Annotated in this window: 17 protein-coding genes; 2 read left to right on the top strand and 15 right to left on the bottom strand. The window is 60.4% G+C overall.

The genetic code is table 11. The annotated features are described in order from the left end of the window. Positions 1 to 24: 24 nt before the first annotated feature. Positions 25 to 1560 carry an FAD-dependent oxidoreductase gene (locus ACA043_RS19680; protein ID WP_497657766.1) on the bottom strand — a complete coding sequence of 512 codons (1536 nt, stop codon included), beginning with the start codon at positions 1558 to 1560 and terminating at the stop codon, positions 25 to 27. Positions 1561 to 1773: 213 nt separating this feature from the next. After that, positions 1774 to 3978: a TonB-dependent receptor gene (locus ACA043_RS19675; RefSeq protein ID WP_497657765.1), complete on the bottom strand. Its 2205-nt coding sequence runs from the start codon at positions 3976 to 3978 to the stop codon at positions 1774 to 1776. A gap of 344 nt (positions 3979 to 4322) precedes the next feature. Here ACA043_RS19675 and ACA043_RS19670 point away from each other — a divergent pair, with 344 nt between their 5' ends. Continuing rightward, on the top strand, positions 4323 to 5414 hold the full coding sequence (locus tag ACA043_RS19670) for a DUF1615 domain-containing protein (protein ID WP_401268397.1): 1092 nt from the start codon (positions 4323 to 4325) through the stop codon (positions 5412 to 5414). A 71-nt stretch (positions 5415 to 5485) separates the two neighbouring features. Here ACA043_RS19670 and ACA043_RS19665 read toward each other — a convergent pair whose 3' ends face one another. From ACA043_RS19665 to ACA043_RS19610, 12 genes are all read right to left on the bottom strand, one after another. Continuing rightward, a complete protein-coding gene (locus ACA043_RS19665; RefSeq protein ID WP_401268396.1) occupies positions 5486 to 5926 on the bottom strand; it encodes a hypothetical protein in 441 nt (146 codons plus the stop codon). A gap of 132 nt (positions 5927 to 6058) precedes the next feature. Then, a complete protein-coding gene (locus ACA043_RS19660) occupies positions 6059 to 6754 on the bottom strand; it encodes an anti-sigma factor (protein ID WP_187677622.1) in 696 nt (231 codons plus the stop codon). Then, a complete protein-coding gene (locus ACA043_RS19655) occupies positions 6751 to 7287 on the bottom strand; it encodes a sigma-70 family RNA polymerase sigma factor (protein ID WP_489880336.1) in 537 nt (178 codons plus the stop codon). The genes ACA043_RS19660 and ACA043_RS19655 overlap by 4 nt, the downstream gene beginning before the upstream one ends. 95 nt (positions 7288 to 7382) lie before the next feature. After that, a complete protein-coding gene (locus ACA043_RS19650; RefSeq protein WP_489880335.1) occupies positions 7383 to 7904 on the bottom strand; it encodes a DUF3455 domain-containing protein in 522 nt (173 codons plus the stop codon). 204 nt (positions 7905 to 8108) lie between these two features. Continuing rightward, positions 8109 to 9713 (bottom strand): ABC transporter ATP-binding protein, encoded by a 1605-nt coding sequence (locus tag ACA043_RS19645; RefSeq protein ID WP_497657764.1) that lies wholly within the window; start codon positions 9711 to 9713, stop codon positions 8109 to 8111. 14 nt (positions 9714 to 9727) lie between these two features. After that, positions 9728 to 10750 carry an ABC transporter permease gene (locus ACA043_RS19640; RefSeq protein ID WP_187677626.1) on the bottom strand — a complete coding sequence of 341 codons (1023 nt, stop codon included), beginning with the start codon at positions 10748 to 10750 and terminating at the stop codon, positions 9728 to 9730. Then, entirely contained in the window at positions 10750 to 11814 is a 1065-nt protein-coding gene (locus tag ACA043_RS19635; protein ID WP_497657763.1) for a microcin C ABC transporter permease YejB, read from the bottom strand. The genes ACA043_RS19640 and ACA043_RS19635 overlap by 1 nt, the downstream gene beginning before the upstream one ends. Position 11815: 1 nt before the next feature. Next, on the bottom strand, positions 11816 to 13681 hold the full coding sequence (locus ACA043_RS19630) for an extracellular solute-binding protein (RefSeq protein WP_497657762.1): 1866 nt from the start codon (positions 13679 to 13681) through the stop codon (positions 11816 to 11818). A 225-nt stretch (positions 13682 to 13906) separates the two neighbouring features. After that, positions 13907 to 16618 (bottom strand): TonB-dependent receptor, encoded by a 2712-nt coding sequence (locus ACA043_RS19625; protein ID WP_497657761.1) that lies wholly within the window; start codon positions 16616 to 16618, stop codon positions 13907 to 13909. A gap of 207 nt (positions 16619 to 16825) precedes the next feature. After that, positions 16826 to 17227: an ExbD/TolR family protein gene (locus tag ACA043_RS19620; protein ID WP_007918272.1), complete on the bottom strand. Its 402-nt coding sequence runs from the start codon at positions 17225 to 17227 to the stop codon at positions 16826 to 16828. Beyond that, positions 17227 to 17934: a MotA/TolQ/ExbB proton channel family protein gene (locus tag ACA043_RS19615; RefSeq protein WP_401268383.1), complete on the bottom strand. Its 708-nt coding sequence runs from the start codon at positions 17932 to 17934 to the stop codon at positions 17227 to 17229. The genes ACA043_RS19620 and ACA043_RS19615 overlap by 1 nt, the downstream gene beginning before the upstream one ends. A gap of 50 nt (positions 17935 to 17984) precedes the next feature. Continuing rightward, positions 17985 to 18809 (bottom strand): energy transducer TonB, encoded by an 825-nt coding sequence (locus tag ACA043_RS19610; protein ID WP_497657760.1) that lies wholly within the window; start codon positions 18807 to 18809, stop codon positions 17985 to 17987. A gap of 1151 nt (positions 18810 to 19960) precedes the next feature. On the opposite strand from ACA043_RS19610, the gene ACA043_RS19605 reads away from it, so the two are divergent. Beyond that, positions 19961 to 20584 (top strand): glutathione S-transferase N-terminal domain-containing protein, encoded by a 624-nt coding sequence (locus ACA043_RS19605; protein ID WP_187677631.1) that lies wholly within the window; start codon positions 19961 to 19963, stop codon positions 20582 to 20584. Positions 20585 to 20635: 51 nt separating this feature from the next. Here the strand turns inward: ACA043_RS19605 and ACA043_RS19600 are convergent, their stop codons facing one another. After that, entirely contained in the window at positions 20636 to 21076 is a 441-nt protein-coding gene (locus tag ACA043_RS19600) for a CBS domain-containing protein (protein ID WP_187677632.1), read from the bottom strand. Between the last annotated feature and the right edge of the window lie 62 nt (positions 21077 to 21138).

The following is a 21138-nucleotide window of genomic DNA, read 5'->3' as shown; positions in this document are numbered from 1 at the left end:
ACTCCTAAAGGGTTTTGTGGTGTGTCAGGGGCAGGGGAGGAATGGCCTGATGCCGTGATCGCGGAAGTAGCGTTCTATGACTTTCGGATCGGCGCTGTTATCGGCAATCGCCACATAGGTATCCGGGCGCAACAGATAAAAGCCGTTGCGCCCCAACCCCGCCGTTTCAAACGCCGGGCGCCAGTCGAATACGTGCAGCGGCAAATGATGCTCAACGCACCAGGCGATCATCTCGTCGCTGGTGTCGCCGTACACATGCACCTGCCAGCACGGTTGGCGTAGCGGCTCATAATTATCCCCTTCACCGTCATGCGCCCACGGCAAGCGATCACCGCCGTGGACATGGCCGGCCGTGCCTTGGCTGAGCGGCATGCCGCGATAGTTGAGAGTGACCTGTGACACGGTGCGAAAGAGAAATTCGCGACTGGCCTCGAACGAAGCCATTTTCGGGATCAGAAACGGTGCAAGCCGCATGCGCAGCAGATCGGCCATGCGCCCCTCAGCGGTGACGAAGCTGAACACTTTGTCGGTGGTGGAAACTAGCCGCCGGGCAAACGCGATGCGCTCGGTTTCGTAAGTGTCGAGCAGTCTGGCCTCGGCAGCGCCGCTGAGCACGGCGGCGAGTTTCCACGCCAGATTGATCGCGTCACCGATACCGGTGTTCATGCCCTGGCCGCCCGCCGGGCTGTGCACGTGCGCCGCGTCGCCGAGCAAAAAAGCGCGGCCACTGCGAAAATGCTCAGCCACGCGGTGATGCACGCGGTAGGTGGAAAACCAATGCACGTCTTCGATATGGACTTTCAGGTGCTCGATGGCGCGGCTGCTGACATCAGAGAATTCCAGGGTTTCGACGCGATCCGCGCGTTCGTCGCGCACGGTGCCGATCAGTCGTGCACGGCCTTCGCCCGCCAGTGGGAACACCGCGAGAAAGTCCGCTTCGTCCAGATCCAGATGCAACTCGCCATTGAGCGCCGGGCCGCTGGCCTGTACATCCGCCACGTAGAAAATCTGCTGATAGGTCCCTCCGGGGAATTCGGTGTCGAGGTTTTTACGCACCACCGATCGCGCGCCATCGCAACCAGCCAGGTAACAGGCCTGGCAGATTTCCTGCTCGCCATCGGGCAGACGCAAATGCGCGGTGAGGCCGTCGCCGGTTTCCGCGAAACTCTCCAGCAACGTATTGCGTTCGACGCGGACGCCATAGTCTTCGAGGCGTTCGATCAATAGCCGTTCATGCTCATCCTGCGGGAAGATTTCGACGAAAGAGTAAGGCGTCAAGCCTTCGCCGATGCGGTTGAGCGGCAATTGCGCGACGGGTTTGCCGTTGACCCAGAAGTTTGCCGCCGCCACGCGATGGCCGTTGCGCACAACGGTGTCGGCCAGATCCAGTTGCCGATACAGCTCCAGGGTTCGCGCCTGTACCGCCAATGCCCGGGAGGTGGTGCCGGGGGCAGAAGTCTTGTCGATGATGCGTACTTGCACGCCGAGTTTGCTCAGCCACAGGGCCAGCACCAGACCGGTGGGGCCGGCGCCGATGATCAGGACGTCGCTGCGGTTCATGGGCCTGTCCTCCGTTTGCTGTGGAGCAAGTATGGATCAGAAGGAGAGGGTGGCCAGGCCCGGCCGTCTTCGCGAGCAGGCTCGCTCCCACTTTGGAATACAGTCCCCTATGGGAGCGAGCCTGCTCGCGAAGTGGCCTTATCAAGCGCCACAAAACCCAAAAAGGCCCCGCAACCGTGAAGCTGCGAGGCCTTTTTCATGCTGCGGCGTTGTTTAGAAGTCGATGGTGCCCGACAACTTCGCCACTCGCGGTTCACCTTGCGTCAGATAACCGCCCTGAGCCGATTCCCAGTACTTCTTGTTCGCCAGGTTCTCCACGCCCAGACGCAAGGTCACGTCTTTTTCCGAGACCTTGAAGGCATAACGCGCACCCGCGTCGAAGCGGTTCCAGGTTGGCAGGCTGAGGTTGTTTGCCGCGTCGGCGTATTGACCGCCGGTGCGCAGCATCCGCGCATTCAGCGCGACGCCTTGCAGGCCGGGTACATCCCAATCCACGCCGGCGTTGAACTGGAAGGTCGGCACGCCGATGGCGCGGTTGCCGTCGTTGGCACCGTTGAGGGTGTTCTTCAGTTCGGTGTCCATGAGGGTCAGGCCGCTGATCAGGCGCAGACCGTTGATCGGCTCGCCGAACACGTTCATTTCCACGCCTTTGTTGATCTGCTCGCCTTCACGCACGTAGGTGCACGTGGTGGCGCTGTCGATTTCACAGTAGCCGTCGCTCGGCTGCTCGATGCGGTACACACCCAGGCTCGCGCCGTAAGTGCCCATGTCGACTTTCACCCCGGCCTCGGTCTGCTTGGAGCGGGCCGGTGCGTAGACTTCGTTGCCATTGGTCACGCGAAAGCCACCGGAGCTGGTCGGCGAAGTCGGGCCCTGGGCCAGGCCTTCGATGTGGTTGGCGTAGAACGAAACGTGCTCCCACGGCTTGAATACGAGGCCGTACACCGGCGTGGTGATCGACTCGTCGTAGCTCGAAGAGCGCGGGCCGCTGCCATAGCTGGCGTAACCGTAACCTTGCACGACCAATTGCTGACGACGCAGGCCGGCGGTGATCAGCAGTCGATCATCGAAGAAACCGAGAGTGTCGGAGATCGCGAGGCTGCGGTTGAAGGTCTTGCCGACGATGCCCGGGTCATTCAGGTCGCCACCGGAAAAGTTGCCGACCGGCGACGGGGTTTGCACCGGGTGGTAGATGTTGTTGGCGTACTTGGTCAAGTCAAAATCATAGGCGCTGCGCTGTTCGGCCCAGATGCCGGTCAGGCCGAAATTGAGCTTGTGGCTGACCGGGCCGGTGTTGAATTTGCCGTTAAGGCCGGCCATCACACTGGTGTTGTCTTCATCGTGGGGAATGAACGAGCCGGTGGTGAACGATGCACCGTTATTGCCGACCAGCGTGGTCGAGTTATAGCGCCCGACTTCACGAGTGTGCTTGGCGCCGCCAGCGGCGTAGGCGGTCCAGTTGTCGTTCAGGTCGTACTCGGCGCGGAGCATGCCGAAGGTGTCTTCGATGTCGGTGTAGCCCCATTTCGGCGCGTAGTTGGTGTCGGCTGATGGCGCATCCGGAATGTGCGTGGCGGTGCCGAGGTTGACCGAGTTGCGGCCACCGTTGACGCGCTCTTTCTGATAGGCGAAGTCGCCGGAAATTCGCAGCGCATCGCCGCGATAGTCGAGGCCGATGGCAAACAGTTTCGAACGCTGGTTCTCGTGATCAATGCCGGTATCGCCTTCGCGCTGGGACAGGTTGATCCGTGCGCCGAAGCGGTTGTCTTCACCGAAACGCTGGCCGATGTCGAAGTGATGACCGATGCGGCCTTCGCTGTTGATGTCGGTGGTGTAGCGGCGCAGCGGCACGTCGCCGGCGCGCTTTGGCTGCAGGTTGACGCCGCCACCGATGCCGGAGCCGGTTGGGGTCACGCCGTTGATGAAGGCGTTGGGGCCTTTGAACACTTCCACGCGCTCCAGGGCGTCAGTGGAAATGATCTGCCGTGGCAGTACGCCGTACAGGCCGTTATAGGAAATGTCGTCGCCGTTCAGCGGCAGGCCACGGATCATGAAGACTTGCGACTGGTTGGAAAAGCCGGACGCCTGGCGCACCGACGAATCATTGAGCAGCACGTCAGCGACGTTTTCGGCTTGCTGATCCTGGATCAGTTGTTCGGTGTAGGACGCGGCACTGAAGGGTACGTCCATCATGTCCTGATTACCCAGCACGCCCAACTGGCCGCCACGAGCGACCTGACCACCGGAATAAACCGGTGGCAAGGCGTTTGGCGCTGGGGCCTGGGCGTTGATGTTGACGTTGTCCAGCAGCAGTTCTTTGCCGTCTTCTTCAGCGGCATGGGCAGTGACAGTCAGGGAGCACAGCAGGGCGAGAAGCGTCGGGCGGAACGGGACGGCAAGTCGGGCTGAAGCGGGCATGTTTCGTACCTGGAGGCGCACGGCCGGTGAGAAAAGGTTAAGACGGCGCGGAACTCCTTGCGCAAATGCGACTCCAGGTGCAAATGATAGATTTTCTCAGTAACGTTTTGCAATCAGTTTGTCATCACCCCTTGAAGGCGCTAGGCCGATGGGCATTTTGCCCCCCGTGGTGAGGGGATTTATCCCCGATGGGCTGCGCAGCAGTCCCCTTTTCAGTAAAAAAGCAGGGCCGCTTCGCGCCCCATCGGGGATAAATCCCCTCGCCACAGGGTCAGTGTGGGTCTGGCTTGTGGAATACCATTGGTCGTATGGTGAACCCGGCTCAACGGACTGGATGGAGCAACATGCACACCCCTCGATTACTTATCACCCTCGCCGCAATGCTCGTACTGGCCGGTTGCGCCAGCCAGCGTGGCGGCGAACCCGCCCCGCGCCCACCGGCTGAAGTGAAGGCCGAGATCGTGCGCCTGATGCCCGCCAAAACCGCCGATCGCCAAGGCTGGGCCACCGATATCTACGCCGCGTTCGCTGCACAAGGCATCAGCCCGACCACACAGAATCTGTGTTCGGTGCTGGCCGTGGCCGAACAGGAATCCACCTTTCAGGCCGACCCCACCGTGCCCGGTCTGGGCAAAATCGCTCGCGATGAAATCGACCGTCGCGCCGCCAAAGTCCATATCCCCAGCCTGTTGGTCAGCGGCGCCCTGCAAGTGCGTTCGACCAACGGCAAGAGCTACAGCGAACGCCTGAGCAGCGCGCGCAGCGAAAAGGAGTTGAGTGCGATTTTTGACGACTTCATCGGCAGGGTGCCGATGGGGCGCACACTGTTCGGCGGCTTCAATCCTGTGCATACCGGCGGACCGATGCAGGTCAGCATCGAGTTTGCCGAACAGCACGCCAAGGATTATCCGTACCCGGTCGACGGCACCATCCGCCGCGAGGTGTTCAGCCGTCGTGGTGGGATGTATTTCGGCATCGCGCATCTGCTCGGTTACCCGGTGAGTTACCGCGAGCCGCTCTATCGTTTCGCCGACTTCAACGCCGGTTGGTACGCCAGCCGCAACGCGGCGTTCCAGAACGCGGTCAGTCGCGCGTCGGGTATCCCGCTGGCGCTGGACGGCGACTTGATTCGCTACGATTCGATCATGCCCGGCGGCACGGAACTGGCGGTACGCACCCTCGGCAAGTCGTTGGGCATGCGCAATCCGACCATTCGCGATCAACTGGAGAAGGGCAAAACCCTGGAATTCGAAGAGACCAAACTCTATCAACGGGTATTCGAGTTGGCGGAGAAGGCCGAAGGCAAGTCATTGCCGCGTGCGGTGCTGCCGGGGATCGTGCTGCAGAGCCCGAAAATCACCCGAAAGCTGACCACCGCGTGGTTCGCCAAACGCGTGGATGAACGCTACAAACGTTGCATGGCCAAGGGTGGCTGATTGTTGCAGGCATAAAAAACCCGGCTGAGGGGAGCCGGGTTTTTCTGGGTTGTTGCGATGACGCCATTCATTCAAGCGTTGCGCAGTTCGTTCAGGCGATCAGCACCACCTTCAGCGACGGTGTTGCCTTGCAGGCGATCCGAGCCATCGGCAGCGACGGTGTTGCCTTGCAGACGATCCGAGCCATCGGCAGCGACGGTGTTGCCTTGCAGACGATCCGAGCCATCGGCAGCGACGGTGTTGCCTTGCAGACGATCCGAGCCATCGGCAGCGACGGTGTTGCCTTGAAGGCGATCCGAGCCATCGGCAGCGACGGTGTTGCCTTGCAGACGATCCGAGCCATCGGCGGCGACGGTGTTGCCTTGCAGACGATCCGAACCGTCAGCAGCAACGGCGTTCTGGTACAGACGGTCCGAGCCATCGGCGGCGATCATCGTGTGTGCTGGAGTAGCGGCAAAAGCGTTAACTGCGAAAACCGAGAAAGCGATGCTGAGAAGAGTTTGGCGTTTCATGATGGTGTGCTCCGGGGTGTTATTGGTTGGTATGGAGCAGATGTTACGCCGGAGATTTTTTATGAGAACTTCATTGCTGTGATTGTGAACATCGACGCCGCTGATGATTGCCAGAGCCCGCAGCTTAGAGCCTCACAGCACCTTCACAGCGCGCCCGATGGCCTGAATCGGCCCGGTCGGTTTGCCGATCGGCGAGCCGTTGGCGCCTTCCAGCGTCAGCTCGAACAACTGATTGGGTTGCAGTGGCGGCAACTTATCCAATTCAACCTTCAGCGCCTGCCCGGGCTTGACCAGCCCCAGCGACACAGGCCCTTGCCAGCCATCGGCCTTGGTCCAGAATTCCAGCGCCTTGTCTGCCGGCACCTCGACCACGCCTAGCGGTATCAATTGAATCTCATGTGAGTTGCTGGCCTGAATTACCCAGCCCGGGGCCTTGTCCTGCGGCGCGACCAGCACCACCAGATAACTCGGCTTCGGCGTGGTCTGGGTCAGCAGGATTGAACCCAATATCAACGTTGCGGCTAACCCGGCAGCACTCAAACCGCGCCACAGCGGCAGCAGATTCCACCAGGAGGTTTGCGCCGGGCTGGATACTTTTTGCGTAAGTCGTTCGACACTGCGCTCAATTCGCGGCCACAACAGGGGGGATGGCTGTTGCGGCTCGGCGAGGTCGGTGAGGTCCAGCAGGCGTCGTTCCCAGACATCCACTGCAGCACGCAGTTCAGGATCAGTCGGCAGGCGCCGTTGAACGTCGGCGCGATCTTCAGCCGAGAGCGTGCCGAGCACATATTCGCTGGCCAGCTCATCGCGTTCCGATTCAGTGGTCATCCCATGCACTCCCGCAAGGCGTTGAGGCTGCGTTTGATCCACGCTTTGACGGTGCCCAGCGGCGTGTCGAGGCGCGCGGAAATCTGCGCATGGCTGTAGCCGTCGACATACGCATGAATGATGCAGCTCCGGCGTTGAGGATCGAGTTGTTCCAGGCAGCGGTGAATGCGCGCCGAATGCGCCTGGGAATCGAAGCCGTCATCGTCGTGCGTGGGCATTTCATGATCTTCGCTGAACGGTGTTTCCCGAGCCTGATTACGCAGCAGGTTCAACGCCAGGTGCCGGGTCACGGTGAACATCCAGCCACGCGCCGAACCTCGCGCCGGATCAAACCCTGCCGCGCCGTTCCAGATCTTGATGAAGGCCTCATGGACAATGTCCTCCGCCAGTGCTGTGTCGCGCACCAGCCGTTTGGCCACGCCGAGCAGGCGCGGGCCTTCCTGCACATACAAATCGCGCAGGGCCGACCGCTCGCCGCGGGCACAGGCAGCGAGACGGGCTTCGTAATCGAATTCAGTTTCGGGTAAGGACATGCAGTGCAATCTAGCTCATTTTCCGCATTACAACGCAGAACCCTGTGGGAGCGGGCAAGCCAGCTCCCACAGGGGGGCAGGGTGAGCCTGAGAAATCAGTTCGCCGCCCAGAAAATGTAATCCGCCTGATACTTCACCACTTCCTGCTTACCCTTGTTTGCCGCTGTACATTCACTGCTCGGCGCCACGCCGCCCTTGAGCGCGACACGCTGGATGTAGCTAACGCCGGTCATCGCGCCTTTGCCTTCTGCAGGGTTGGCCTTGACCAGTTGATAGGGCAGGTTGCCCGGGCTCGACGGCGCTACCGCCAGTTGCGTGCCGGTGACTTTCGAACCGTCCTCGGCCTGCCAGGTGGCTGGTGGGCCGAAGTAGTTGCCGACCTTCTTGCCGCTGCGATCATTGAGCACCGCTTTGGGACCGACGAAGGTCCACTCGGTCTGCCCGGCCATATTGGGTTTGTCGCGGCATTCGTAGGTGATCTCGCCGACCCCGGTGGTTTCCAGCGCGATCTTGTGGCCGTCCGGGACTTTGATGGTGTCGGGGTAACTGCTTTGGGCGAACGTTGCCGAGGAGGCTGCGAGCAAACCGGTGAAGCAAATCAGCTGTGTGGCGTTCATCAGTGTTTTCTCCGAAAAGGGTAGATCGCTGGCAGCCAAGGAGGGCTGTTACAGGGACTACCCATGGCGGAGCCGATTGGATGCAGTGCCTGAAAAATATTTTTCAAACACCACAAATTCCCTGTAGGAGCTGCCGCAGGCTGCGATCTTTTGACTTTGATTCTTTAAACAACAAGATCAAAAGATCGCAGCCTGCGGCAGCTCCTACACAAGTTCGGCGATTGGGCGGGAAACCACCAACCCGGAAGCTTTCAGGAGTTCTTGCGTATACGGATGCTGCGGCGCCGCAAAGATCGCTCGCGACGAGCCCTGTTCCACGACCTTGCCATCCTTGATCACCATCAAGTCGTGGGCCAGGGCATGCACCACCGCCAGATCATGGCTGATGAACAGATACGTCAGCCCATGCTTGATCTGCAATTGCCGCAACAACTCCACCACTTGCTTTTGCACCGTGCGATCCAGTGCCGAGGTCGGTTCATCGAGCAGAATCAGCGCCGGTTCCAGCACCAATGCGCGGGCGATGGAAATGCGCTGACGCTGGCCGCCGGAGAACTCATGGGGATATCGATGACGACTTTGCGGGTCCAGCCCGACTTCTTCGAGCACCCGGATCACCGCTGCCTCACGCTCGGTCTCGGTACCGATGCCGTGGGTCAGCAAACCCTCGGCGATGATCTGCTGCACCGACATCCGAGGGCTGAGGCTGCCGAACGTGTCCTGAAACACCACTTGAATCTGCCGCCGCAACGGCCGCATCAAACGCTGATTAAGCAGACTCAGTTGCTTGTTGCCGAAACGGATATTGCCCTCCGATTCCACCAGCCGCAGGATTGCCTGACCCAGCGTCGACTTGCCCGAACCTGACTCCCCGACAATGCCCAATGTCTTGCCCCGTTGCAGGCTGAAGCTCACGCCATCCACCGCTTTGATGTACTCCTGCTGCCGACTGAACAAAGCCTTGGGCAACGGGAACCACACCTTCAGGTCATCGACTTCCAGCAAGTTGTGCTCATACAAGCTCGGCACCGGCGCGCCGCTGGGTTCTGCCTCGATCAGCAAGCGGCTATAAGGATGCTGCGGCGCGCGAAACAATGCTTCGCAATCGGCCTGCTCGACGATCTCGCCGTGGCGCATCACGCACACCCGCTGGGCGATGCGGCGCACCAGATTGAGGTCGTGGCTGATCAGCAGCAACGACATGCCCAGCCGCTGCTGCAACTCGATCAACAGCTCAAGAATCTTCTGCTGCACGGTCACGTCCAGCGCCGTGGTCGGCTCGTCGGCGATCAGCAGCTCCGGCTCGTTGGCCAGTGCCATGGCGATCATCACCCGTTGCCGCTGGCCGCCGGAGAGTTGATGGGGATAGGCTTTCAAACGCTGCAAGGGTTGGCGAATGCCCACCAGTTCCAGCAGCTCCAAGGTACGCGCACGGGCCGCTCGACCCTTGAGCCCCTTGTGAATCTCCAGCACTTCGCTGACCTGTTTTTCCACCGTGTGCAGCGGGTTCAGCGAGGTCATCGGCTCCTGGAAAATCATCGCAATCCGGTTGCCGCGCAAACCACGCATTTGCTGTTCACTGGCGTGCAGCAAGTCGACCCCGTTGTAGCGAATCGAGCCACTGCTGCTGACGGTTTTGCCGGGCAACAAACGCAAGATCGAATGCGCCGTCACCGACTTGCCCGAACCGGATTCACCCACCAGCGCCAGGCACTCGCCGCGGCGGATATCGAGGTTCAGACCGTGCACCACTTCCTGCCCGGCGAAAGCGACACGCAGGTCGCGGATCTCGATCAAATGGTCTTTCATGTCAGCTCCTCGGATCAAGATCGTGGATCAAACGCATCACGGCAGGCTTCACCGATGAAAACCAACAACGACAGAATCAGCGCCAAGGCAAAAAACGCCGTCAGCCCCAGCCACGGCGCTTGCAGATTGCGCTTGGCCTGGCCGATCAACTCGCCCAGCGACGCGGTGCCGGCCGGCATGCCGAAACCGAGAAAGTCCAGCGCGGTGAGGGTGGCGATGGCGCCGGTCAGAATGAACGGCAGGTAGGTGAGGGTGGAGGTCATCGCGTTGGGCAGGATGTGCCGGCGCATCAGCTCACTGTCGGTCAGGCCCAAGGCCCGCGCGGCTTTGACGTATTCCAGATTGCGCCCACGCAAGAACTCGGCACGCACCACGTCGACCAGCGCCAGCCACGAAAACAACGCCATGATCCCCAGCAACCACCAGAAACTCGGCGAGACGAAACCCGACAAAATGATCAGCAGATACAGCACCGGCAACCCCGACCAGATCTCCAGCACCCGTTGCCCGAGCAGATCGACCCAACCGCCGTAATAGCCCTGCAACGCCCCGGCAACGATGCCGATCAGCGCACTGATGCCGGTGAGGATCAGCGCAAACAAAATCGAAATCCGCGTGCCGAATATCACTCGCGCCAAGACGTCCCGCGCCTGATCGTCGGTGCCCAGCCAATTGCTGGAGGAGGGTGGACTCGGCGCCGGTTCGGCGAGGTCGTAATTGACCGTGTCGTAACTGAACGGGATCGGCGGAAACAGCATCCAGCCGCCCTGATCCTCGATGAGTTTGTGCACGTAGTTGCTGGCGTAATCCGGCTGAAACGGCAGTTCGCCGCCGAAATCGGTTTCCAGGTAATCGCTGAGGATCGGGAAATACAAGGCGTTGTGGTAGCGGATCACCAGCGGCTTGTCGTTGGCGATCAACTCGCCGCCGAGGCAAATCAGGCACAGGCCGATGAACAGCCACAGCGACCAGCGCCCGCGCCGGTTGGCTTTGAACTGAGCGACACGGCGCTGACCCAGAGGAGAAAGTGTGAACATCAGGCAGTCCTCGCCGAGAAGTCGATGCGCGGGTCGAGCAGGGTGTAGCAGAGGTCGCCGATCAGCTTGATCAACAGGCCGAACAGGGTGAACAGAAACAACGCGCCGAACACCACCGGGTAGTCGCGCGACACTGCCGCTTCGTAGCTCATGCGGCCGAGGCCGTCGAGGTTGAAGATGGTTTCGATCAACAGGGAACCGGCGAAAAACACCTCGATCAGCGCCGACGGCACACCGGCTACCACCAGCAGCATGGCGTTGCGAAACACATGGCCGTAGAGCACGCGGCGCTCAGTCAACCCTTTGGCCCGCGCGGTGATCACGTACTGACGGCTGATCTCGTTGAGGAAGCTGTTTTTGGTCAGGATGGTCAGCGTGGCGAAACCGCCGATCACCAGCGCTGTCACCGGCAGCACCAAATGCCAGAGGTAGTCGCCGACCTTGCCCAAGGTGCTGAGGCTGTCGAAGTTGTCCGACACCAGGCCCTGCACCGGAAACCAGTTGACGTAACTGCCGCCGGCGAACACCACGATCAGCAGAATCGCAAAGAGAAACGCCGGCATCGCGTAGCCGATGATGATCGCCGTGCTGCTCCAGACGTCGAAGGCGCTGCCGTTCTTGATGGCCTTGCGAATGCCCAGCGGAATCGAGATCAGGTAAGTGATCAGCGTCGCCCACAGGCCCAGCGACAGCGACACCGGCAGCTTTTGCGCGATCAAATCGGTGACCTTGGCGCCGCGAAAGAAACTGCTGCCCAGATCCAGTTGTGCGTAGTTTTTCAGCATCAGCCAGAGGCGTTCGTGCAGGGGTTTGTCGAAACCGTAGTGGTGTTTGATTTCCTCGATCAGCGCCGGGTCGAGGCCACGGCTGCTGCGCCCGGCGCCGCCAATCGCGGCGACCTCGCCACCGCCGCCCATGCTGTGCCCGCCAAAGCCCTGCAGGCGGGCGATGGCTTGTTCCACCGGGCCACCCGGCGCGGCCTGCACGATAAGGAAGTTGACCACCAGAATGCACAGCAGCGTGGGGATGATCAGCAGCAAGCGTCGACTCAGATAACGCAGCATGTCACTGGCCCCCCGCGAGCTGGGCGTTCATCTGTTGTGTGGTCAACGGCTTGGCCGAAACCTCCCACCAGGTTTCCAGACCTTCGTTGTACAGCGGCTGCTGCGCCGGCATGCCGAAACGGTTCTGGTACACCGTCGGCGTGCCTTTGGAGTAGTAGTTGGGAATCATGTAGTAACCCCATTGCAGCACCCGGTCGAGGGCGCGGGCGTAATGCACCATGGCGTCGCGGGTATTGGCCTGGACAAGGCCGTCGATCAGTTGATCCACGGCCGGGTTGGCCAACACCATCGAATTGGAACTGCCGATTTGCGTGGCACTTTGCGAGGCGTAAAGGCTGTACAGCTCGCGGCCGGGGGAGACGATCGGATCGCCACTGCGTGGGAAACTGGTGACGATCATGTCGTAGTCCCGGGCGTTGAGCCGGTTGACGTATTGCGCCGAGTCGATGCGGCGCAAATTGAGGGTGATGCCGATCTGCGCGAGGGTGCGTTTGAACGGCAGCAGCATGCGGTCGAAACCGCCCTGACCGTCGAGAAAGGTGAACTCCAACGGTTCGCCGGCCGCGTTGACCAGCCGATTGTTTTTCGCCGTCCACCCAGCCTCGGCCAGCAGCTTCAACGCTTGCAGTTGCTTGTCGCGGATGTAGCCGCTGCCATCGGTTTTGGGTGCCTGATAAACCGTGGTGAACACTTCATCGGGGATCTGCCCGCGCAGCGGTTCGAGGATCTTTAATTCTTCGGCATCGGGCAGGGCGGTCGCGGCCATTTCACTCTTCGGCCAGAAGCTGTTCTGCCGCACGTAGAAGCCGCGCATCATCTGCTTGTTGGTCCACTCGAAATCCCACAACAGGCTGATCGCCTGACGCACGCGACGATCCTGGAAGATCGGGTTCTGCAGGTTGAACACGAAACCCTGAGCGGCGGTGGGTTTTTCCGGTGCGAGGATCGACTGCTGCAAGCGACCGTCACGCAGTGCCGGGCTGTCGTAGCCGACGACGTATCCGGAAGAAGAAAATTCGCGATTGTAGTCGAATGCGCCGGCCTGTAGCAGTTGGCGCGCAACGTCAGTGTCGCCGTAAAAATTGACGGTCAGGTTGTCGAAGTTGTACATCCCGCGACTGACCGGCAGGTCTTTGCCCCACCAGTCCGGATCACGCTGGAAACTGATGCTGCGCCCGGCGTCGACCTTGCTCACGCGGTAAGGGCCGCTGCCCAGCGGCGGCTCGAAACCGCCACCGTTGGCGAAGTCGCGCGTCTTCCACCAGTGCTCGGGCACCACGCGCATCGTCGCCAGATCCAGTGCCAAGGTGCGGTTGAGGTTGTTCTTGAAGGTGAAGCGAATCTGTTGCGGACTCTCGATCAACGCGTCCTGCACGTCGGCGTATTGCTGGCGATAGCTCAGGCTGCCCTTGGTCATCAGCAGATTGAAGGTGTAGCGCACGTCTTCGGCAGTGATCGGCGTGCCGTCGGCGAAGCGGGCCTTGGGGTTGAGGGTGAAACGCACCCAGAGGCCTTCGGGATCGCGCTCCATCTGCTGGGCGACCAGGCCGTAGACGGTGTAGGGCTCATCCAGCGAACGGAACGCCAGCGGCGAATACACCCAGTCATTGACCTGCACCACGGAAATGCCTTGATCGGCATAGGGCGCGATGTAGTTGTACTGACCGATCTCCATCGACGCACGGCTGAGCGAACCGCCCTTGGGCGCCTTGGGATCGACGAAATCGAAATGCTGGAAATCCGCCGGGTATTTCGGCGCCTCGCCGTACACCGTCATTGCGTAAGTGCCGACGGCCAGCGCATGGGCGGCATTGCACAGCAGTGCACTGCCAAAAAGCAGCGCAGCCATGTTGCGCATGAAAGTCATGAAGTCACTCCTGAATCCCTGGGAAGGTCACGCACGAAAATGTGGAGGTAAACCTGTGGTGAGGGGATTTATCCCCGACCGGCTGCGAAGCAGTCGCAAAGCCATTGCATGCGGTTGTTCTGGTCATCCGCAGTTGCAGGTTTTGGGGGCGCCTCGCACCCCATCGGGGATGAATCCCCTCACCACAAAAGCTCACTCACACAAGGGGTGTATCCAGCCCTGGGGTTAGAAGTGATAAGTCATCCGCGCAAACAGCGTGCGGCCCAGCGGATCGGTGTAGCGCGGGTCATAGCCGCTCTGGAAGTTGTAGGCCTGGTTGGAGAACGGTGGGTTGCGGTCGAACACGTTCTTCATCCCGGCATCGACATCCAGCACCTTGTTGAAGGTGTAACCGGCCGACAGGTCCCACACCGAATACGACGCCACGCGCGCATGGGTATCGCGGTCGTAGTCGTTGTAACCGGTGGTGAAGCGGTTGGTCAGCGCCGCCCGCGCCGCGCCGAAGGTCCAGCTGCCGGTCAGGTTGTGCTTCCAGCGAGCGATCACGCCGTCACCCTGAAAGTCGCCGACCTTGTCGGTGAACGGGCCTTTGATGGTGCTCTGGAAGTCGTACTCGTCCACGTAGGTGCCTTGCAGCCCGAGACCGAACTGACCGTACGGCGTGTTCGGGAAGCGATAGTCGAGCGACACGTCGACACCGTTGGTTTCGACGATGCCGAGGTTGGCGTTGCCGGTGACGATGTAGTTGAGCGTGCCATCGGCGTTGCGCACGAAGCGATCCGGGTAGCTGCCGGCCTGATCAAACACGGTGGATTCCGGGAATGGCTGGATCTGGTTGGAGATGTGAATCCACCAGAAATCCAGACCCACCGACAGGTTGCTGATCGGCTGATAAACAAAGCCCAGTGTCACGTTGCGCGCCTTCTCCGGGGCCAGATCCTCGTTGCCGCCAATCTGGTTCAGGAACTGCTGACCGCAATCACGCCCGCCGTTGCCGCCCGGTTGCACCACACCGCCGGTACACAGCGCCGGGTCGTTGTAGTAACCCTGGGTGAACGTGATGCTGCGCGGTGAATACAGTTCGTAGAGCGACGGCGCACGGAAACCTTCGCTGTACGCACCGCGCACCACGAGCTCTTTGAGCGGCTGATAACGGAACGAGTATTTCGGGTTGGTGGTGCTGCCGAAGTCGCTGTATTTGTCGTGGCGCACGGCGGCAGACAATTCGAGACTGTCGAGTACCGGCACGTTGATCTCGGCATACGCGGCTTTCACGCTGCGGTCGCCCTCGACACTGCCGGCCGGGTCGATACCGAGGCTCTGGATGTCACCGGCAAACTGCTCGAAGTCCTGGTGGAATTTCTCTTTGCGGTACTCGCCACCCAGTGCCAGACCGGAAGGGCCGGCACCGAACCAGTCGCCGATTTCGCGGCTGATGCGCCCGTCAAATCCGGCGACCCGGCCGACAGCCGTGGAGTAGGCGCCGTGGTAGGCGGCGTTATCGATGTACTGCTGACCAGCGGCCGATTGCGGGCCGAACGGATTGAGCAAACCGCTGGCCAGACCATCGATCATCGCCTGATCGCTGACATAACCGCTGGTGACGCTGGAGACGATTTTGTTCTGGTTGTACGAGGCGCCGACGTTGTAATCCCAGCCGCCAACCAGGCCGTCGAAACTCAGCAGGAAGCGCTGGCTGGTGTTCTGGTCTTTCGATTCACGCGGGCCTGCTGCCGTTTCACGCCAGTTGACGTCGACCGGTTGCGTCGGGTCGAGGGCGAAATCGGTCGGCGCCGGGGTGATGCCGTTGCCGGGGTAGTAGGGCGACGAGGAATCCAGGCTCAGACCGGTGAGCGGAGCAGGGCCGATGGACGTGGCGTTGTTGTTGCGTGACCAGAAGTATTCGAGGTTGACGTTGTGATCGTCGCCCAGTTTGCCGGTGGTCTTGCCGAAGAACGAAGTCTTCTCGGTTTGTGGCACCAGGTCGATGTATTCGCGGGTGCTGAAGCGGCACAGGCCATCACGGGCGATCAGGTTGGGGCCGTTGCAATTGCTGTTGGCCAGCGGGTTGGTGGCGTTGCCGTTCTGGCTGTAGTTGCCAGGGAATGCAGTGCCGGAGGTCTGGTCGAGGCCGCGACCGGGCGCGTAGTCGGTGGCGAAGGAGCGGTCGTTGGCGTCGAGGTTCTGCTGTTTGTTGTAGTTGAACACGCCGAGCACGTTGAAGCGGTCTTCTTCCAGATCGCCGTAACCCCAACTGGCGCTCATGTCCTTGGTCGCACCGCCGCCGCTGTGGGTCGGGGTTTCGCCGCCGAGGGTGAGCTGGCCGTCAGTCAGGGATTTCTTGGTGATGAAGTTGATCACGCCGCCGATGGCGTCGGTGCCGTACAGCGCCGATGCGCCGTCACGCAGCACTTCCACACGTTCGATGGCAGCAAACGGGATCATGTTCAGATCCACCGCGCCGCCGGCCGAGTTGGTACCCGACAAGGCGTTGTTGGCCAGTCGTCGGCCGTTGAGCAACACCAGCGTCTTGTTCGCGCCGATACCGCGCATGTCGGCGAACGATGCGCCACCCGTGGCCGCGCCGACCGAGCCGGCACTGTTGTTGATCGACTGGCTGCCGGTGATGCGTTGCACCAGCTCGGCGGTGGTGGTCACGCCCTGTTTGCGCAGCTCATCGGCCTTGAGAATGGTGATCGGCACCGCCGTCTCCGCATCGACCCGGCGAATCGCCGAACCGGTCACTTCCACCCGTTGCAGTTGCGTGGTCGGCGCAACCACTGCGGCGGCGGCCGGGACGCCAGCATTATCGTCCTCCGCCGCTTGCACGGTCCCGGCGCCCATCCCCATGGCCACCAGATACAGCGGAACAAAACGATGGCGAGAAATCGTGGCCACCAATGGTTTGAGCGTGAAGCGTGGAGTGTTCATCAGCATGGTTGTTTCCGACTTTGTTAGACGTTATCGAATTGGCCTTGTGAGCCCCTCATTGCTCCGCTTTCGGTGATACCGCGTGCGGAAAACCACTTTCTTCAAGCAAGCCGATCCCCTCCGAAGACGCCGTGCGTTTTTTCGGTCGGCTGATTGCGACGGGATGCTTCAGCGGTGCCGGGCGTGTTTCTCAATGCGCGCCCGGCACCGCACTCAGTGGGTGGTCATCACCGATATCTTGGTGATACCTGAGCGTTCGATAGACGCCATGGCTTTGGCCACCTGGCCGTAATTGACGGCGGAGTCGGCCTGAAGCTGGACGCGCACTTCGGCGTCCTTGGCCTTGACCTCCTTGAGGCTGGCCTCCAGGGATTCCGGTGCCAGTTCGGTCTTGGCCAGATAGAACTTGCCGTCCTGGTCGACGCTGACCACCACCGGGTCTTTCTTTTCGGCGGGGGCGACGGCGTCGGTTTTCGGCAGGTTCACTTTGATTGCATTGGTCATCAGCGGCGCGGTGACAATGAACACCACCAGCAGCACGAGCATCACGTCCACCAGTGGCGTGACGTTCATTTCGCTGAGTACTTCATCGCTGTCTTGAGTGGAGAAAGACATCAGCTGGCCTCCCGCACGGCGGCCGTGGTTTTGCTGGCAATGGCCTGACGGCTGATGGAAAACGCACTGCGCGAGGCGAGGGCGTCGAAGTCGTGGGCGAAGTCATCCATGTCCGCCGAAGCGAGTTTCAGACGACGCAGGAAGAAGTTGTAAATCAGCACCGCCGGCACCGCGACGGCGATCCCCACGCCGGTGGCGATCAGCGCGTGGCCGATGGGGCCGGCGACCGCTTCAAGGCTGGCCGAGCCGGTTTCGCCGATGCTTTGCAGGGCTTCCATGATTCCCCAAACGGTGCCGAACAGGCCAATGAACGGCGCGGTGCTGCCGATACTGGCGAGGATCGCCTGACCGTTTTCCAGCGAGCGGCGTTCTTTCTGGATCTGCTGGCGCAGGTTGCGTTCCAGGCGATCGGAACGGTTGATGGTGTGCGCAAGTTGTTGCGTGGTGCGCGGCGATTCTTCCACCAGCAGCGCTTCGAAACCGCTGCTGGCGATGCGCGCCAGTGAGCCTGGGTATTGGCTGGCGTGTTCGGCGGCGGTGAGCAGATCCGGCGCGCCCCAGAAGGCTTTGCTGAACTGTTTGTTCTGGGCTTTCTGGCGCAGGTATTGCGCCGACTTGACCAGCAGGATCGCCCAGCTGACCACGGAAAACAGCACCAGGCCCCAAAGCACACCGGGGACAATCATCGAAGACAGTGAATCGTTCATGGCTACACCTCGCTTGCATTAAATCGGTTGTGAGTTCGTGGGTTGTGCCGTTATTGCGGCAATTTGAAATCGATGGTCTGGGTGGCGAAGCCGTCAATCGGCGTGTCACCGCGCTTGGCCGGAATAAACTTCCAGTTCTTCACGGCGGCGACCGCAGCTTCGTCCAGTTGCGCCTTGCCGCTGGACTTGGTCACCGTCACCGAACCTGCGCGACCGTTGGCCAACACCTGAATGCGCAGCACCACGCTGCCTTCCCAGTTACGCCGCAGCGCCAGCGACGGGTATTCCGGCGGCGGGTTGCCGAGGCTGGCGAGGCCGGAAATCGCTGCCGACTCTTTCACCGGGCCGGGTGCAGCCGCAGGTGCCGGTGGCGCGCTCGGTTTTGCTGGCGCCGCAGGAGCGGCCGGTTGTGCCGGAGCGGGTGGGGCTTTTGGCGGCTCGACCTTTTTCACCGGTTTGGGTTTTTCCACCGGTTTCGGTTTTTCGATTGGCTTGGGCTTCTCCACCGGTTTTGGCGGCGGTTTGACCGCGTCCTCGTCTTCCACCGGTTGCTCGGGTTCGGGCGGCGGTGGAGGCGGTGGTGGCGGCGGTGGTTCCGGAGTGGGCGGTGCGGGTGGCGTCGGGCTGGTCAGCTCGACGGTCATTTCCGGAATCTGCGGCGGCGTGGGCAGTGGCTCGGGTCGGGTCTGCTGAAAAAACCACCACGCACCGCCATGTATCAGCGCCGACACGGCAATCAACAGAACCATTTGCTGTTTGTTCAACCCGCCGGGCTGCGAGGTATTGGCTTTAAAGGCCGGCCTGCCGGATACCGGCGGGAGCGGCGCTTCCCGTAACGGCCTCGGCAGGGTCTTGTGCTTTACCGCATCGTTCATTAAAGCTCCCTCGGGTTGATGAAGGGCAATAAGGTGCCGTCCGAACATGTGCGTCATGTTCGAGTGGGTGGGTGCAACTTTCTTTAAGGTGTGCGCAAGCCGATAGTTAAACTATCAATTGAATAAGGCTTGTGTGCCGTTACTGGCTTAGAGCCATCGACTTCGAGTGTTCATCATCCATTCCCTGGTGTTGTTCTATGTAGGAGCTGCCGAAGGCTGCGATCTTTGCTTTTAAGATCGAGATCAAAAGATCGCAGCCTTCGGCAGCTCCTACAGGTCGCAGTTGGTTAAAGTGTCCGTATTTCATTTTGCAACCGCTGTGCCAAATGTTGCTGAAATGTACTTGGGTTATTTCAGCGATGTTACCCATGTCGCATTTATATAAGTTTTAGGGGCTGGCGGATTTTTTCGTCGCGCATAAGTCTCCATCAGCCCGAATGCAGAGGCTTTTTCAAGGGCGAGTCAGACTTAACGCTATATCACGCTGAAGGGCGAGACAGAGCGGCTGCTCTCATGCCCGCCAAGGCACTTGGTGGTGCAGGGCGGACTGATTTGGTGCGGGTCAATGTTTTAGCGGTTCACAGGCGATGTTCCTTGTTTTTGTTTAAATGAAATCAATGCTTCAAGTTTGGGTTAGTTGCAAATCCAAGAACGGTTTTGGTGCACGGGCAAACAGTTAATTAGCTATTGTTCGACAATCCAGCTGTCGTTCATTAATGCACTGCCTGTTGGGTGTTGTATTTAAAAAATAAATAACACGCTACCGTCGGCGCATAACTCAGCGCCGAACACAGTACGTGGTCGCTTGATTCAGGTAATAAAGTAAATACGCAGGGCGCCGGGGCTGTTCTGCTGAACTCGGCGTTGGGCGGATAGACGCAAACGGACAGTGATGCGGCAGAGCGATTGAAGATTCACGCGGTGAACTCCTTGTTGCCAGCTCGGATACACGAACTTTTGGTTCGGTATCGCACCTTACAAGAACGCGGATAGCGTTCGATGATTGCTCTTGGTGCGGGATGGGCACCGCCAGCGCTGTTTTGCGAGGTTTGAATTCGCAAGTGGCGAGTGCATGGGAAAAACGTGCCAAATCGGATACACCAGCTATAAATAGGGCTACACCAGATGCCTGTCGGGATTGAGGAGGGGTTATGTATCAGCTCTACGGACATCGCAACTCAGGCGCCGCCGCTATTGAAGCCGCGCTGGAGCTGTGTCAGATCGCTTATCGCTTCATTGATATTGAAGCCAGTACCGAAGCCGCCGAAGCGTTGGCGCAACTCAATCCACTGAAACAGATCCCGACCCTGCAACTGCCCGATGGCAGTGCGGTCACCGAGAGCGCGGCGATTCTGATTCATTTGGGCCTGACGTTTCCCAAGTCAGGATTGTTGCCGGCCAAGGCAGACGAGCGTGACCAGGCGATTCGCGGCCTCGTGTACATCGTCAGCAATTGCTACGCGGCCATTGGCGTCATCGACTACCCCGAGCGCTGGCTGCTGATGCCCGACGAAGCGTCGCGGCAGAACCTGATCGCCGGCGCCCGCGAGCGTCTGCACTGGAGTTGGGAGGTGTTTGCCGACCAGTTTTCCGCCGAGCTGTACCTGGACGATGAAACTCCGGGGGCGCTGGATGTGCTGGCAGCTGTGGTGACACGTTGGGCGGGGAGCCGCGAGCATCTGCGCCAGACGCGGCCTGGTTTCTATGCGTGGCTACAACGCATTGACCGGCATCCGGTGCTGGCGCCTGTCTTCGCCCGGCATTGGCCAGCCTGAGCTTTCCTCTGATCGTTCCCACGCGGAGCATGGGAACGATCGCGGTCAGGTTTATTCCCCGCGAATATACTGCTCCAACTGTTTGATCAACTCCGCCTGTTCGGCAATCGCTTCCTTGACCAGGTCACCAATCGACAGCAGGCCGATCAATTTGCCGTTCTCCACCACCGGCAAGTGGCGCAGGCGTTTGTCGGACATGATGCCCAGGCAAGTGTCGACAGTCTGGTGGGTATCCACCGTGATCACGTTGGCAACCATGATGTCGCGTACCGGCGTGCCGACTGAAGAGCGGCCATGCAGCACCAGTTTGCGCGCGTAATCGCGTTCACTGATGATGCCGACCACATTGTCGTCTTCCACGACCAGCAAGGCGCCGACGTTTTTCTCGGCCATCTTCATCAGTGCTTCGAGCACCATGTGATCAGGCTTGATCTGGTGCACTTCCTGATTTTTCTGATCTTTGAGCTTGAGCAGTTGGGCGACGGTCTTCATGGCAGTTACTCAGGTGTTGTCGTTGTTATCCAAGCATCGTAGACGCTGGCGTTCAGGGCAAG

The sequence above is a fragment of the Pseudomonas sp. LBUM1648 genome, assembly GCF_059716145.1.
The sequence above is the reverse complement of the archived record's forward strand: the minus strand, read 5'-3'. Positions and strand labels throughout refer to the sequence as shown.

Excerpts from the sequence above, each read along its gene's own strand:
- ACA043_RS19600 (WP_187677632.1), bottom strand. The coding sequence starts at position 21,076 with ATGAAGACCGTCGCCCAACTGCTCAAGCTCAAAGATCAGAAAAATCAG.
- ACA043_RS19640 (WP_187677626.1), bottom strand. The coding sequence starts at position 10,750 with ATGTTCACACTTTCTCCTCTGGGTCAGCGCCGTGTCGCTCAGTTCAAA.
- ACA043_RS19605 (WP_187677631.1), top strand. The coding sequence starts at position 19,961 with ATGTATCAGCTCTACGGACATCGCAACTCAGGCGCCGCCGCTATTGAA.
- ACA043_RS19665 (WP_401268396.1), bottom strand. The coding sequence starts at position 5,926 with ATGAAACGCCAAACTCTTCTCAGCATCGCTTTCTCGGTTTTCGCAGTT.
- ACA043_RS19680 (WP_497657766.1), bottom strand. The coding sequence starts at position 1,560 with ATGAACCGCAGCGACGTCCTGATCATCGGCGCCGGCCCCACCGGTCTG.
- ACA043_RS19610 (WP_497657760.1), bottom strand. The coding sequence starts at position 18,809 with ATGAACGATGCGGTAAAGCACAAGACCCTGCCGAGGCCGTTACGGGAA.
- ACA043_RS19670 (WP_401268397.1), top strand. The coding sequence starts at position 4,323 with ATGCACACCCCTCGATTACTTATCACCCTCGCCGCAATGCTCGTACTG.
- ACA043_RS19655 (WP_489880336.1), bottom strand. The coding sequence starts at position 7,287 with ATGTCCTTACCCGAAACTGAATTCGATTACGAAGCCCGTCTCGCTGCC.
- ACA043_RS19625 (WP_497657761.1), bottom strand. The coding sequence starts at position 16,618 with ATGCTGATGAACACTCCACGCTTCACGCTCAAACCATTGGTGGCCACG.
- ACA043_RS19615 (WP_401268383.1), bottom strand. The coding sequence starts at position 17,934 with ATGAACGATTCACTGTCTTCGATGATTGTCCCCGGTGTGCTTTGGGGC.
- ACA043_RS19630 (WP_497657762.1), bottom strand. The coding sequence starts at position 13,681 with ATGACTTTCATGCGCAACATGGCTGCGCTGCTTTTTGGCAGTGCACTG.
- ACA043_RS19660 (WP_187677622.1), bottom strand. The coding sequence starts at position 6,754 with ATGACCACTGAATCGGAACGCGATGAGCTGGCCAGCGAATATGTGCTC.
- ACA043_RS19635 (WP_497657763.1), bottom strand. The coding sequence starts at position 11,814 with ATGCTGCGTTATCTGAGTCGACGCTTGCTGCTGATCATCCCCACGCTG.
- ACA043_RS19650 (WP_489880335.1), bottom strand. The coding sequence starts at position 7,904 with ATGAACGCCACACAGCTGATTTGCTTCACCGGTTTGCTCGCAGCCTCC.
- ACA043_RS19675 (WP_497657765.1), bottom strand. The coding sequence starts at position 3,978 with ATGCCCGCTTCAGCCCGACTTGCCGTCCCGTTCCGCCCGACGCTTCTC.
- ACA043_RS19620 (WP_007918272.1), bottom strand. The coding sequence starts at position 17,227 with ATGTCTTTCTCCACTCAAGACAGCGATGAAGTACTCAGCGAAATGAAC.
- ACA043_RS19645 (WP_497657764.1), bottom strand. The coding sequence starts at position 9,713 with ATGAAAGACCATTTGATCGAGATCCGCGACCTGCGTGTCGCTTTCGCC.